At 67.2% G+C, this 14287-nt stretch carries 12 protein-coding genes; 4 read left to right on the top strand and 8 right to left on the bottom strand.

The window, feature by feature from the left end:
• Positions 1–67: 67 nt before the first annotated feature.
• Together kefC and LK539_RS18000 are read right to left on the bottom strand one after the other, a co-directional pair.
• Positions 68–1867, bottom strand: coding sequence for a glutathione-regulated potassium-efflux system protein KefC (gene kefC / locus LK539_RS18005; protein ID WP_227802438.1), 1800 nt, complete (start codon positions 1865–1867; stop codon positions 68–70).
• On the bottom strand, positions 1857–2441 hold the full coding sequence (locus LK539_RS18000) for an NAD(P)H-dependent oxidoreductase (RefSeq protein ID WP_227802437.1): 585 nt from the start codon (positions 2439–2441) through the stop codon (positions 1857–1859). The genes kefC and LK539_RS18000 overlap by 11 nt, the downstream gene beginning before the upstream one ends.
• A 168-nt stretch (positions 2442–2609) precedes the next feature.
• Here LK539_RS18000 and LK539_RS17995 point away from each other — a divergent pair, with 168 nt between their 5' ends.
• The 3 genes from LK539_RS17995 to LK539_RS17985 all read left to right on the top strand — a co-directional run bounded on the left by LK539_RS17995 (position 2610) and on the right by LK539_RS17985 (position 7321).
• Positions 2610–5828, top strand: a complete 3219-nt coding sequence (locus LK539_RS17995; protein WP_227802436.1) for a PAS domain S-box protein — start codon at positions 2610–2612, stop codon at positions 5826–5828.
• 94 nt (positions 5829–5922) lie between these two features.
• A complete protein-coding gene (locus LK539_RS17990; protein ID WP_227802435.1) occupies positions 5923–6813 on the top strand; it encodes a flagellin in 891 nt (296 codons plus the stop codon).
• Between the two features lie 112 nt (positions 6814–6925).
• On the top strand, positions 6926–7321 hold the full coding sequence (locus LK539_RS17985) for a hypothetical protein (RefSeq protein WP_227802434.1): 396 nt from the start codon (positions 6926–6928) through the stop codon (positions 7319–7321).
• A 7-nt stretch (positions 7322–7328) separates the two neighbouring features.
• Here LK539_RS17985 and LK539_RS17980 read toward each other — a convergent pair whose 3' ends face one another.
• From LK539_RS17980 to LK539_RS17970, 3 genes are read right to left on the bottom strand one after another with little or no spacing between them, the layout of a single operon-like run.
• On the bottom strand, positions 7329–8285 hold the full coding sequence (locus LK539_RS17980) for an alpha/beta fold hydrolase (protein WP_227802433.1): 957 nt from the start codon (positions 8283–8285) through the stop codon (positions 7329–7331).
• Positions 8282–9091, bottom strand: a complete 810-nt coding sequence (locus LK539_RS17975; protein WP_227802432.1) for an SDR family oxidoreductase — start codon at positions 9089–9091, stop codon at positions 8282–8284. The genes LK539_RS17980 and LK539_RS17975 overlap by 4 nt, the downstream gene beginning before the upstream one ends.
• Entirely contained in the window at positions 9088–10587 is a 1500-nt protein-coding gene (locus tag LK539_RS17970) for an NAD(P)/FAD-dependent oxidoreductase (RefSeq protein ID WP_227802431.1), read from the bottom strand. The genes LK539_RS17975 and LK539_RS17970 overlap by 4 nt, the downstream gene beginning before the upstream one ends.
• Positions 10588–10667: 80 nt before the next feature.
• Between LK539_RS17970 and LK539_RS17965 the strand changes: the two genes are divergently transcribed.
• Positions 10668–11303 (top strand): TetR/AcrR family transcriptional regulator, encoded by a 636-nt coding sequence (locus LK539_RS17965; protein ID WP_227802430.1) that lies wholly within the window; start codon positions 10668–10670, stop codon positions 11301–11303.
• 79 nt (positions 11304–11382) lie between these two features.
• Here LK539_RS17965 and LK539_RS17960 read toward each other — a convergent pair whose 3' ends face one another.
• From LK539_RS17960 to lpdA, 3 genes are all read right to left on the bottom strand, one after another.
• Complete coding sequence (locus LK539_RS17960) at positions 11383–11886, bottom strand: outer membrane beta-barrel protein (protein ID WP_227802429.1); 504 nt, start codon at positions 11884–11886, stop codon at positions 11383–11385.
• Positions 11887–12123: 237 nt separating this feature from the next.
• Complete coding sequence (locus tag LK539_RS17955) at positions 12124–12642, bottom strand: outer membrane beta-barrel protein (RefSeq protein WP_227802428.1); 519 nt, start codon at positions 12640–12642, stop codon at positions 12124–12126.
• Between the two features lie 241 nt (positions 12643–12883).
• Positions 12884–14284: a dihydrolipoyl dehydrogenase gene (lpdA, locus tag LK539_RS17950; RefSeq protein WP_227802427.1), complete on the bottom strand. Its 1401-nt coding sequence runs from the start codon at positions 14282–14284 to the stop codon at positions 12884–12886.
• Positions 14285–14287 lie beyond the last annotated feature (3 nt).

Genomic DNA, 14287 nt, shown 5'->3' with positions numbered 1-14287 from the left:
GGCAACAGTGCCGGGGGAGCGAATTTACGACACTTGTATAGGCAACTTTCCGTATCTTGGGTGACCCTCAATCCCGGTCCGGTTCGCGATCGTCGCGGATCGCCACGAAGTCGCGCTCGAACATGGCGTGCAGCTCTTCGCGCGCGCGCCGCGCCATCGACGCATACTGCTTGCGGTCCTTGTAATAGGGGTAGACGTCGAGCACGCTCCGCAGGTTGTGCTCGCGGAAGCGCATCGCTGCCTGGCGCGCAAGGTAGGCCCCGAAGCCCAGCTGCTCCATCGTGCGGCGTCCGAGCATCAGGGCCGACTCGAAGGTCTCGCGCTCGATCACGGTCACGCCCAGGTCCATCAGCTGGTAGTAGTGGGTGACGTTGCGGGCGCGCGCCAGGATCGGCAGGTCGGGGAATTCCTCGCGCACGCTGGCTGCCAGCTTCAGGCTGTCGTCGATGCCGTCCACCGCCAGCACCAGGGCCCGCGCATGGCCGGCGCCGGCGGCGTGCAGCAGGTCGGTGCGGGTCGCGTCCCCATAGAACACCTTGAAGCCGAAGTCGCGCAGGGTGTCGATCTGGTCCGGGTCGTGGTCGAGCATGGTGAGCGGCACCTGGTTGGCGTGGAGCAGGCGGCCGACGATCTGGCCGAAGCGCCCGAAGCCGGCGATGATCACGTGGCCCTGGTTCGGGTCGATGGTATCGGCGTCACGTTGGTGGCGGCGCTGCCAGCGCGGCTCGAGCACGCGGTCGTACAGGATCAGGAGCAGCGGGGTGGCCAGCATCGACAGCGCCACCACGACTACCAGCGTCGACGCGGTATCAGCCGAGAACACGCGGGCGGCGGCCGCCGCGCCGAACACGACGAAGGCAAACTCGCCGCCCTGCGACAGCAGGAAGGCGAACAGCACCCGCTGGCGCCCGCTCATGTTGAACCAGCGCGCCAGGAACCACAGCACGGCCAGCTTGATGGCCAGGAAGGCGGCCGCCATGAAGACGATGCGCCAGGGCTGGGCCAGGAACACGCCGAAGTCGACCGACATGCCGACCGCGATGAAGAACAGGCCGAGCAGCAGGCCCTTGAAGGGTTCGAGGTCGGTTTCGAGCGCGTGGCGGTATTCGGAGTCGGCCAGCAGCACGCCGGCCATGAAGGCGCCCAGGGCCATCGACATCCCGCTCGAGGCCATCAGCAGCGAAATCGCGATGATCAGGAGCAGGGCGCAGGCGGTGAAGATCTCGCGCATGCCGGTGCGCGCGATGAAGCGCAGCAGCGGGCGCACCAGGAAGCGTCCCGCCACCACCAGGGCGCCAATCACGGCCAGCGCCTTGAGCACGCCGACCCAGCCCGAGCCCGCGTGCGCTTCCGGCACGCCCAGCACCGGCACCAGCGCGATCATCGGGATCGCGGCAATGTCCTGGAACAGCAGGATCGAGAAACCCGCCTGGCCGGCCGGGGTCGGGATCAGGTTGCGTTCCTGCATGGTGGTGAGCGCGATTGCGGTCGAGGACAGCGACAGGCCGAGCGCGGCGATCAGGGCGGTCTTCCAGCCGATCCCGGCCAGCACGGCGGCAAGCAGCAGCAGGGCGGTGACGCCCACCACCTGGGCCGTACCCCAGCCGAAGATCGAGCGGCGCAGCGACCACAGGCGGCTCGGCTCGAGTTCGAGCCCGATCACGAACAGCAGCAGCACGACGCCGAACTCGGAAAAGTGCAGGATGGTCTCGACTTCGCGGATCAGCCCCAGGCCCCAGGGACCAATGGCGATCCCGGCCAGCAGGTAGCCGAGCACCGCGCCCAGGCCCAGGCGCTTGGCCAGCGGCACCGCGATCACGGCCGCGCTCAGGTAGACGAGCGCGTTGAGCAGCAGGTCATGCTCCATGCTCGAGTCCTTCCTTGGTATCGATGCCCGCATGCCGGGCCAGCAGCGAGCGCAGGTCGTCGGCGTGGCGTGCGGCGGCATCCAGGTCCTGGGCGTCGGCCCCGTAGAACACGTGCGGGGCCAGCCAGTCCATGCCGCAGGCCCGCGCGCTTTGTTCGAGCGGCGCCAGGTAGTCCTCCAGCGGCCGCCCATGGACACCGCCCGGGCGGTAGTCGATGGCAGCGCCGGCGCAGGCGACTGCCGCGAACACCGCCTTGCCCTGCAGGCGTCCCGGCGGCTGCGTCCACTCGGGCTTGAGCACGTTGTCGAACCATTCCTTCAACAGGGCCGGCATCGTGTACCAGGCCAGCTGGAACACGAACACGACTAGCGGAGCCGCCTTGAGCAGGCTGCGTTCGCGCCGTACGTCGATGTAGAAATCCGGGTACAGCTGGTACAGGTCCTGGACCTGGATCCCGGGCAGGGCGGCCACGGCTTCGGCCACCCGGCGGCTGATGCGCGAGCGGTGCAGCGAGGGATCGGCGAAAACGACCAGAGCCCGCAAATCGGGCGCGTCGGGTTGGTCGGGCGTCATGGGCAGCTCCTGCGAAAGCCGTTGGGATGGCGCGATTGTACATTGCAAGAATGTCATGGCGCATTTTCCAGGTATGTGTCTTCGCTGCGTAATGACGCGTCACATTCATGTTTCATTGTTAGTGCATAGATATTACAATTGCCTATCTACAAACGAGGATCACTCAGCATGGCGCAAGCGGCAGTTGCAGCATCCCGGCCTTTCGCTCAGGGCACAGGCCAACTCGGCAGACTCATCGAGCAATTCGACTGGAGCGCCACCAGTCTTGGACCCATCGCCGGCTGGCCCGCCGTCGTGCGCAACACGGTCGAGCTGATGCTGCGCTCGCCGGTGCCGATGGTGACCATGTGGGGCGCTGACGGTGTGATGATCTACAACGACGGCTATGCGGAAATCGCAGCCGAGCGCCATCCCCAGCAGCTGGGCGCGCCCGTACGCGAGAGCTGGCCCGACGAAGCGGACTTCAACGACAACGTGATGCGGGTCTGCCTGGCCGGCGGCACGCTGTCCTACCGCGACGCCGAGCTGAACCTGCGCCGTCACGGCGAACCCGAGCAGGTCTGGCTGAATCTCGACTATTCGCCCGTCGCCGCCGAGGACGGCAGCGTGCTCGGCGTGCTCGCCCTGCTCACGGAGACCACCGCCAAGGTGCGGGCCGAGCGCTACCTGGCCGGCGAGCAGGACCGCCTGCGCGCGATGTTCGCCCAGGCGCCCGGCTTCATGGCGATGCTGCTTGGCCCGGAGCACCGCTACGAGCTGGTGAACGAAGCCTACCTCGGCCTGGTCGACCGGCTTGACGTGGTCGGGCGCACCGTGCGCGACGTGCTGCCGGAAGTCGCCGCCCAGGGTTTCCTGGCGCTGCTCGACCGGGTGTATGCAAGCGGCCAATCGCACACCGGCGAGGCCACCGAGATCTGGCTCACCGCCGCCTCTGGCGAGAGCTGCCTGCACTACCTCGACTTCGTGTTCCAGCCGGTACGCGAAGAAGGCGGCGCCGTAATCGGCATCTTCGTACAGGGCAACGACGTCACCGAGCGGGTGCTGGCCGAGCGCGCCCTGCGCGAAAGCGAGGCGCGCTTCCGAACCTTTGCGCAGGCGATGCCGAACCAGGTCTGGGGCGCCGATGCCCAGGGGCGTCTCGACTGGTTCAACGAAAAGATCTACAGCTACAGCGGCTTCAGCCACGCCGACCTGGCGGCGGACGGTTGGGGGCGCATGATCCACCCGGGCGACCTGCACGCCGTGCGCACCCGCTGGACCGAAGCGGTGGCCACCGGCACCGTGTTCGAGGCCGAGGTGCGCCTGCGCCGCTACGACGGCAGCTACCGCTGGCACCTGAACCGCGCGGTCCCGCTGCGCGGCGAGCATGGCCTGGTGGTCGGCTGGGTGGGAACCAATACCGACATCGAGGAGCAGAAGAACACGGCGCAGCGCTACGCCGCCCTGAACGACGACCTGCAAGGCCAGGTGGCGCTGCGCACGGCCGAGCGCGACCGCATGTGGCGGCTGTCGAAGGACATCCTGATGGTGTGCGCCTTCGATGGCCGGGTGGAGGCGGTCAGTCCGGCCTTCGGCGCCCTGCTGGGCTGGTCCGAAACCGACGTCCTTGGCAAGAACTTCCTCGAACTGGTACACCTCGAGGACCGCAGCGCCACCGTCGCCCAGATGGCGGCGCTGGGCCGCGGCGCCTACGTCAACAAGTTCGAGAACCGCTACCGGCGCAAGGACGGCAGCTGGTGCCTGCTGTCCTGGACCGCGTCGCCGGACGAGCGTTACGTGCATGCGATCGGGCGCGACATCACGGCCGATCGCGAGCAGGTGGAAACCATCCGCCGCACCGAGCTGGCCCTGCAGCAGTCGCAGAAGATGGAAACCATTGGCAAGCTGACCGGCGGCGTGGCCCACGACTTCAACAACCTGCTGCAGATCATCTCGGGCAACCTGCAGCTGCTGCAGATGTCGGGCGTGGCGAGAAGCGCCGCCAACCCGGACTGCGGGCGCTGGATCGAGAACGCGCGCCTGGCGGTGGACAAGGGCGCCAAGCTGGCCAGCTACCTGCTCGCCTTCGGGCGTCGCCAGCCGCTCGAGCCGAAGGTCATCAGGATCAGCCGCCTGGTGTCCAACATGGAAGACCTGCTGCGCCGCTCGCTGGGCGAAGAGATCGAGATCGAAATGGTGATCTCGGGCGGCCTGTGGAACACGGCGGTCGACGTGGCCCAGGTCGAGAACGCGCTCCTGAACCTGGCGATCAATGCGCGCGACGCGATGGAGGGCAGCGGGCGCATGACGATCGAAGCCACCAATGCGGTGCTCGACGACCTGTACTGCCGCGCGCACGGCGACGTGATCCCCGGCCAGTACGTGATGCTGGCGGTGAGCGACACCGGCTGCGGCATGCCGCCGGAAGTCGCCAACCGCGCCTTCGAGCCCTTCTTCTCGACCAAGGAAGAAGGCAAGGGCACGGGCCTCGGGTTGTCGATGGTGTACGGTTTCGTGAAGCAGTCGGGCGGCCACGTCAAGATCTACAGCGAGATCGGCCAGGGCACCACGGTCAAGCTCTACCTGCCGCGCTCCACCGCCGCCGAAGAACCGCTCGGCCCGGTCGAGCAGCAGCAGGCGGTTGGCGGCAGCGAAACGATCCTGGTGGCCGAGGACGATGAAGCGGTGCGCGCCACCGTGGTCGAGATGCTGTCGGGCCTGGGCTACCGCGTGCTGAAGGCGCCCGATGCCGCCAGCGCGCTGGCCGTGATCGACAGCGGCGTGCCGATCGACCTGCTGTTCACCGACGTCGTCATGCCGGGGCGGCTGCGCAGCCCGGAGCTGGCGCGCATGGCGCGCGAGCGCCTGCCCAACCTGGCGGTGCTGTTCACCTCGGGCTATACCGAGAACGCGATCGTGCACGGCGGACGCCTCGATCCGGGCGTCGAACTGCTGGGCAAGCCCTATACCCGCGAGCGCCTGGCGCGGCGCATCCGCCAGGTGCTGGCGAACCAGAAGCGGGCGCCCGAGGCCCCGCCCGCGCCGCCGGCCCCGCCGAAGGCGTCCGGCCTGGCGATCGTGCTGGTCGAGGATGAAGAAAACATCCGGACCAGCACCGCGGCCCTGCTCGAGCACCTGGGACACCGGGTGCAGTCGGCGCCCGACGCGGAAAGCGCGCTGCCCATGATCAGCGCCGCCACCGATGTCCTGATCACCGACGTGCAGCTGCCGGGCATGTGGGGCGACGCCCTGGCCGCCCAGGCGCGCAGCAATGCGCCGGGCGTGCGCATCGTGTTCGCGACCGGGAATGGAGAAGTGGCGAACTGGCCGGATGCGCTCGTTTTGCGCAAGCCATACGACCTGCAGAGCCTGATGCGGGTGCTGGGGCAACAGGCAGTGGCCGCTTGACAGGAGGGAAACGGTTGGCAGGATGCCGCACCCAGAAAGGGTAATGTGGCGTCTTGCCTTTTGACAAGATGTATTTCCTGATACAATCAGCTTCATGCTGAGTCTCCACACCAACCGCGCTTCTCTTGTCAGCCAGAACGCCCTCCAGCGTTCGGGCCAGGCACTGGCGCAGTCCCAGACCCGCCTCGCAACGGGGCGCCGGGTGAACTCGGCGATGGATGACGCGTCCGGCCTGCAGGTGGCCACGCGCCTGAAGGCCCAATCCAGCGGGATGGCGGTTGCGATGCGCAATACCCGGAACAGCATCTCGATGCTGCAGACGGCGGAAGGGCTGATGGATACGGTCGGGACCATCCTGATCCGCATCCAGGACCTGGCGATCCAGGCTGCCGACGCCTCGAGTACGGACGACGACCGTGCGGCCCTGCATGCGGAATACGTCCTGCTCAGCGAGCAGGTGCTCGACACCATTCACGAAACGCCGTATAACGGCTCGCCGCTGATCCGCTATACGGTCAGCACTCCGGGCACGCTGGGCAGCGGCCCGCAGGTGTTCCAGATCGGCGCCAGCGCGGATGAGACCATGTCGGTCGATTTCCGTCCTGCACTGGGAAGGCTGAACGGCTCGCTCTACTATGCGATCGATGGCGGCAATCTTGCAGGCTACCCGGTCGACGCGGCCGGCACCGAGCTGACCTCCAGTGCATCGGCCAATGTGCTGGTCGGCAAGGTCGGCGAGGCACTGGCGGACGTGGGGCAGGTGCGTGCCCAGCTGGGAGCCACGGCCAACCGCCTGGAAAGCGCGCATCGCAATCTCAGCAACATCAAGACCAATACCGAGGTCGCCCGCGGCCGCATCATGGACACGGATTTTGCCAGCGAGACCGCAGCGATGACGGCCAGCCAGATGCTGATGCAGAGCGGCACTGCCATGCTCAAGCAAACCAACAGCATGTCGCAGTTGGTCATATCCCTCCTGCAATAAACTTCTGTCTTCCGGCGGCCTCTTCCTACAGTCGCGGCAGGCGCCGGCCTATTCGTGCGCGCTCCTCGTGGGTCTATGATGCTCGCATCATTCCATGAATACGGAGGCCAGCATGTCGATGCAAAGCGAAGGCAATAACGCCAAGGGACGCAACTACCACCAGACCACGCGCGACGGCACGGGCAGCGCAGCCAGTGTCGGCACCGGCGGTACCGGCGACATCGGCGCCATGGGCAGCGAATCGGTCGGCCAGGGCAACCAGCAGTCCAGCCGCAGCGATGACCTGCTCGCCGGCGACACCACGCACCAGGAGGCCGACCAGGCCTTCAGCGGCGGCAGCCAGTCCGGCCAGGTACAGACGGGGATGGAAGGCATCGGACAGGGCAAGCGCCAGTCCGGCCAGCCGGGGAGCCAGCAGTCCGGCCAGGACCAGAACCGCCAGGGCGGCCAGGACAGCAGCCAGACCGACGCCGACCAGTACGACCAGGGTACGGCGCCGCGCGAATAAAGCGCGTTCAGCCGGCCAAGGCCAGGCGGGTAGACGCCGCTTCCTCGATGAAGCGCGCCGTCAGTTCGGGCTGGGTCACCGGCAGCATGTGGCCGCCGTCGACCAGTTCGAGGCGTGCGCCGGCGACCTTGTCGGCCAGCGCTTGGCCGTTGGCGCGCCAGTCGAGCAGGCGGTCTTCGCGGCCGAACAGGATGTGCAGCGGCACGCGCAGCGCGCCGTAGCGTTGTTCCAGCTGCGGCATGTGGCCGCCAATCGCCTGCAGGTCGGCGCTGCTCGCCAGGAACTGGCCCGGACGCAGGCTGAGCAGGCCGCCGCCGCGGGTCGGGAAGTCACGCGGGACGGGCTCCGGGCCGAACACCTCGGCCAGCACGCCCTTGCTCGCCACGATACTCAAGGGAACCGCCAGCGTCGCGGCGAACAGGCGGCGCAGCCAGCCGGTTTCGATGGTCAGGGCGCGGAAGGCCGAGGGCACCGTGCCTGGTGCGTGCGTCAGCGGCGCCACCAGGGCCAGTGCGCCGACCTGGCCCGGATGATCGAGCGCCAGCGTGAGCGCGGTAGCGCCGCCCAGCGAGTGGCCGACCACGGTCGGACGCTCCAGCCCCAGCTTGTCGATCAGACACGCGATGGCGCGCGCCTGGGTCGCCAGGTCGGCCGGCACGCCCTCGGGGCGGGTCGAGTAGCCGGAACCCGGACGGTCCAGGGTCACCACGCGGTAGCGCTGCGCGAGTTCGCGCACGGCGCCGTAGTTGAAGTGCGCCATCTGGCCGCCCAGGCCATGGATCATCAGGAGGGCCGGGCCGCGGCCCTCGTCGCGCACGTGCAGGCGCACACCCTCGACCTCCACGAAACTGCCGCTGGGCGGCAGGTAGGCTTCGATGCGGCGCGCGGTGCGCCGGGTGAAGACAGCCAGCAGGACCAGCAGCAGCGCGAGGCCGCCGAGCACGTACAGCAGGGGTGAAATCATCGGGCGCTCGCTTTCTTGAGAAGTTTCCAGTAATGGACAGGGCTGAGGCGTTCGAGCATGGCCACGAATTTGGCGTCGCTGCCGACCAGGATGCGGGCCTGGCGCCGCTCGATGCCGCGTACGATGATCTCGCCCGCCCGTTCCGGCGGCATGCGCAGCAGGCGCTGGGCGATCGCGCGGCCGCGCTCGATCTCGTGCGCCGGGGCGCCCTGCGGCACCCGGGCATTTTTCGCGATCGAAGTCGCAATGCCGCCCGGGTGGACCACGCTGACCGCTACCTTGCTGCCTTCGAGTTCGTGGCGCAGCGCATTGCTGAAACCCCGTACCGCGAACTTGCTGGCCGAGTAGGCGCTCTGGCCGGGCGGCGAGACGATGCCGTAGATGCTCGAGACGTTCACCAGGCGCGCGTCGTCGCTGGCGTGCAGGTGCGGCAGGAAGGCGCGCGTCATGCGGACCACGGCGTGGAAGTTGATCTCCATGAGCCAGTCGAAGTCGGTCTCAAGCACCTGTTCGAAGCTGCCGCCCAGGGCCACGCCGGCATTGTTAATGACCAGGTCGACCCGGCCGTGCGCTTCCAATACCGCCTCCGGCAGCGCGCGCACGGCTGCGCGGTCGGCTACGTCGAGCGCATGGCTGGAGGCGCGCACGCCCAGCTGGCGCGCGGCCTGGGCGGTATCGGCGGCAGCCATGCCGTCGATGTCGGCCAGGGCCAGGTGGCAGCCGCGCTGCGCCAGGGAGAGCGCGGTGGCGCGGCCGATGCCGCCGCCGGCGCCGGTAACGACCGCGACGCGGTTGGCGAGTTTCATGGCATGGCTCCTTGCGCGCCGAAGCGCAGAACGCCGTCGTCGATACGGCCGTAACGGATGGTCAGGAGGTCGCGCAGGTAGTTCTGGTAGACCTGCCAGGGCTTGCGCGCGCCCTGCTTGGGCAGGATGTGGCGGGCCCGTTCGACGTAGCCGGAATTGAAGTCGAGGAAGGGCGCTTCCGGAACCTGCGGGTCGCGGTGCGCCACCGCGATGGCCTGGCCGCGCGCATCCATGTGGCGCAGCAGGCGGCACACCCAGGCGGCGGTGAGGTCGGCTTTCAGGGTCCAGGAGGCGTTGGTGTAGCCAAAGGCCAGCGCGCAATTCGGCACGCCGCTCAGCATCATGCCCTTGTAGGACATGGCGCGGCTCGGGTCGATCACCCGGCCATCGACCACCAGGGTGGCGCCGCCGAACAGCTTGAGGGTCAGGCCGGTGGCCATGACCACCAGGTCGGCAGGCAGTTCGCGTCCCGATTCGAGCTGAATCCCGCCCGGCGTGAAGCGGGCGATGCGGTCGGTGACCACCGAGGCGCGGCCCTTGCGCACCGCCTTGAACAGGTCGCCGTCCGGGACCACGCAGACGCGCTGGTCCCAGGGCTTGTAGCTGGGCGTGAAGTGGGCGGCCGCGGCTTCCTGGGAGCCGAGCTGCTGGCCGGCCATCTCGACGATCTTCTGCTTGACCAGTTCCGGCTTGCTGCGCGCCAGCCAGTACAGGAACATGCTCTCGCCGATCACGCGCCAGCGCGTCAGGCCGTAGGCCAGCTGCTCGGGGAACAGGCGGCGCATGCGTTCGGCGAAGCGGTAGCGCGAGGGCCGCGCCACCACGTAGGTAGGGGAGCGCTGCAGCATGGTGACGTGGGCCGCCCGTTCGCTCATGGCCGGCACCACGGTGACGGCGGTGGCGCCGCTGCCGACCACCACCACCTGCTTGCCGCTGTAGTCGAGGTCTTCGGGCCAGAACTGCGGCTGCACGATGCGGCCGGCGAAGCCGTCCTCGCCCTCGAAGCGGGGGCGGTAGGCTTCGTCGTAGCTATAGTAGCCGCTGCACAAGTAGAGGAAGCGCGCCTGCACCGTGCGCTTCTCGCCGCTTGCCAGCTGCGCTTCGACCGTCCACAGGGCTTGTTGCGAGCACCAGCTGGCGCCTACCACCTTGTGGCCGTAGCGGATGTGGGGCTCGATGCCGTTCTCGCGCGCGGTGCTGCGCACGTAGTCGAGGATGGCCGGGCCGTCGGCAATCGCCTTGGCGTCCAGCCAGGGACGGAAGGAGTAGCCGAGAGTGTACATGTCGGAATCGGAACGGATCCCGGGATAGCGGAACAGGTCCCAGGTGCCGCCCAGGCGCTCGCGCGCCTCGAGGATGGCATAGCGCTTGCCGGGGCAGCCCTGCTGCAGGGCGCTGGCGGCGCCGATGCCGGACAGGCCGGCGCCGACGATCAGGACGTCGAGCGGACTCTGGTCGGGCGCAGCCCACGCGGGGGAAGGTGCGGATGGATGCATGCTGTCTCGTATTTTTGAGCTTATGTTGACACTGTACATTGTCAGAATTTTCGTGGCAAGTTTCTGTGTAGAATGTCGGCATGAACCCAGAGCTCACCACCACCCGTTCCTACCGCGGGATGTCGCAGGAGGAGCGGCGCGCCGACCGCAAGGCGCGCCTGATCGCCGCGGCGATCGCCGTCTACGGCGAACGCGGCTACCACCAGGCCACCGTCAAGGCGGTGTGCGAAGCCGCCGGACTGACCGAGCGCTACTTCTACGAATCCTTCGCCAACAGCGAAGCGCTGCTGATCGACTCCTTCAACGCCGTCACGTATTCGGTGCTGGACGAGATCACCCAGGCGGCGCGCGAAGCGGGGCGCGGGCGCATCGCGCGTTCGCGCGCCATGCTGCACGCGTATTTCGCGGCGCTGCAGCGCGAGCCGCAGTCGGCGCGCGTGTTCCTGGTCGAGATCCGGGGCGTCAGCCGCGCCGTGGACCAGGCCTTCGACGGTGCGCTGCGCGCGATCGGGCACGAAGTGGCGCGCATCGTGGCGCCGCCGGGCGCACCCGACGACGAGCTGCTGCAGGCCGGCGTGGTCGGCGGCGTGATCCACATCGCGCTGCGCTGGATCGACAAGGGCTACGCGCCCGACATCGAGCAGGTGGTCGACACGGCGCTGCGGCTTGGCATGGTGCTGTCGGCGCCGCAGGGCAGGGGCCGGGCGGCCGCCTGATACATTCCGCGACATCTAGGGCGCGCGCCAAAGAAAAAACCCGGCCTTGGCCGGGTTTTTTCATGGAGCGACGTTCCGATTAGAACTGGAACGACACGCCGGCGCTGACGTTGGTCACGTCGCTGGCAGGCTTCTGCACTTCGACGCGGGCCGACACGGCCGGGGTGAAGGCGTAGCTCAGGCCGATGCCGTACAGGGCCTTGGTCTCGTCGTCCTTGGCGCTGAAGCCGCCGGCGCTTGCCTTGGCTTCCAGGCGGTTCAGGCCCAGGCGGCCGAAGATGCTGAAGCTTTCAGCGATCGGGTAGGTACCGACGACCGACAGGGCCAGCTGGTCGGCACGGACCTTGGTGTTCACGTTCAGGACGCGGTAGTCCACGTCTGCCAGGCGGCGGAAGCCCGCTTCCACAGCGAGGGTCTGGGTGAAGTTGTAGCCGACGAAGGCGCCGTAGCTGGTGTCACGGTCCAGGTCGTCGATCTTGGTGCGGCCGACATCGGCGCCTGCGTAGAAGGTGCTCGGCTGGGCGGCGAAGGCTGCCGACGAAGCGATGATCAGGGCGGTGGCGGCTGCGATTTTCTTGAACATGTTAGTACCTTTTTTTATCTTGGTTATTGCGGCCGAAAAATATTTCCCAGCGCGGGGCGAATTATTGCACTAAGGATACACTTTACGCAATTCATGATTTGCGCAAAAACCACGAATATTGTTTGTAAATGTAACTTTGTATGCATATCTCCTATGCCAAAGCGGCGTAAATGCAAAAGATATGCCGGATGAATGAAACATGCCGCCCGCAGGCGGCACGTCCTTCGGGCATTGTGCTTAGAACTGGAAGGCCACGCCTGCGCTCACATTGGTCGAATCACTGGTCGGCTTCTGGACCTCGACCCGCGCCGATACGGCCGGCGTGATCGCATAGCTGACGCCCACGCCATACAGTGCCTTGGTCGTGTGATCCTTGGCGCTGTACACGTTGGAGTCGACCTTGGCTTCCAGGCGGTTGAGGCCGAGGCGGCCGTAGACGCTGAAGTTCTCGCTGACCGGCAGGCTGCCGATCACGGACAGGTGCGCCTGGTCGGCTTTCGCGCTGCCCTTTACTACGCCGGCGCCGCCGTCGAGGTAGATGTCCTGGTCGGCGAGGCGGCGATAGCCACCCTCCACGGCGAAGTTCTGGTTGATGTTGTAGCCCACGAATGCACCGACACTGGTGTCGCGCTTGGAGAAGTCATCGATCTTGGTGCGGCCGGCGTCGACGCCGCCGTAGAAGGTATTCGGCTGCGCGGCAAGGGCGCTCGATGCGGCGAGGATCAGGGCAGTAGCGGCTGCAATATTCTTGAACATGTTTGTGCCTTTTCTTATCTTGGTGACGCGCTGGGGCTCATTCCCGAGCGCAAAGTGATTATTGCGTCAGGGTTACACTTCACGCAATTTTTCACTTGGCACAAAACTGCAAATATTGTTTGCAAATGTAAGAAAATATGCATATGACGTTTGCCATGCTAAGGCGGCTGGCAAAGAACATGCGCTCAGAATGAAAAATGCCGCCTCTCGGGGCGGCATGGGAAGCGAAGACAGGAATGCCTCAAATATGCAGGGCGTGTCCGAGCGCGCGCAAGGCGGCTTCCTGCACCGCTTCGCCCAGGGTCGGGTGGGCATGGATGGTGCCGGCGATGTCCTCGAGCTGGGCGCCGAGTTCGATCGACTGGGTGAAGCCGGCCGCCAGTTCCGATACGGCGCCGCCCACGGCCTGCCAGCCGATGATGCGGTGGTCGCTCTTCCTGGCCACCACGCGCACGAAACCGTCGGTGCTTTCGATGGTCATGGCGCGGCCGTTGGCGCTGAACGGGAAATTCGCGGTGACGATCTCCACACCGGCCTTGTCCGCCTCCATCGGCGACATGCCAACTACCACGATCTCCGGGTCGGTGAAGCACACCGCCGGAATCGCCGCCGGGGCGAAGTGGCGGCGCTTGCCGGACACGATCTCGGCCACCATCTCGCCCTGCGCCATTGCGCGGTGCGCCAGCATCGGCTCGCCGGCGAGGTCGCCGATGGCCCATACGTTGCGCATCGAGGTGCGGCACTGGTCGTCGACCTTGATCGCGGGCCCAATCATGTCGAGCATCAGGTTTTCCAGGCCCCAGCCGGTGGTGCGCGGCTTGCGTCCGACCGCGACCAGCACGCGGTCCGCTTCCAGCAGCGCTTCCACGCCGGAGGCATCGCGTACCCGGACGTTGTTGCCGTCCATGCCCAGCACGGAGGTGCCGAGGCGCAGCTCGACGCCCAGGCGTCCCAGCGCCGCCGCCACCGGCTTGACCAGGTCGGCGTCATAAGCGGGGAGGATGCGGTCGGCTGCTTCCACCACGGTCACCTGGCTGCCCAGCTTCCTGTAGGCGGTACCCAGTTCCAGCCCGATGTAGCCGGCGCCGACCACCACCAGGCGCTGCGGCACGGCGTCGGGCGAGAGCGCCTCGGTCGACGAGATCACCGGGCCACCGAAGGTCATGAAGGGCAGTTCGACGGGCAGCGAGCCGGCCGCCAGCAGCATGTGCTCGCAGCGGATGCGCACCGAGGCCTCGAGCTCTCCTTCCTGGCGCACCTCGACGGTCTTGCCGTCCAGGATGGTGGCCCAGCCGTTCACCAGCTTGACGCCGTTCTTCTTGAGCAGGGCGCCGACGCCACCGGTCAGCTTCTTGACGATGCCGTCCTTCCAGGCCACCGTGCGTTCCAGGTCGATCCTGGGCTCGCTACTCGTGATACCCAGCGGCGACGTCTCGGCCGCGTAGCTGCGGGCCTTGCAGAATTCCTCGGCCGCGTGGATCAGCGCCTTGGACGGGATGCAGCCGATGTTCAGGCAGGTGCCGCCGGGCGAGGCGCCTTCGACCAGCACGGTCGGCACGTTCAGCTGGCCTGCACGGATGCCGGCCACGTAGCCGCCGGGACCGCCGCCGATGATCAGGAGGGTTGTATTAATGGTCTCCATAGC

It is taken from the genome of Massilia sp. IC2-476 (assembly GCF_020707295.1).
Lineage (GTDB): Bacteria > Pseudomonadota > Gammaproteobacteria > Burkholderiales > Burkholderiaceae_D > Telluria.
Note: the sequence above shows the minus strand (reverse complement) of the source record. Positions and strands in the feature narration are given on the sequence as shown.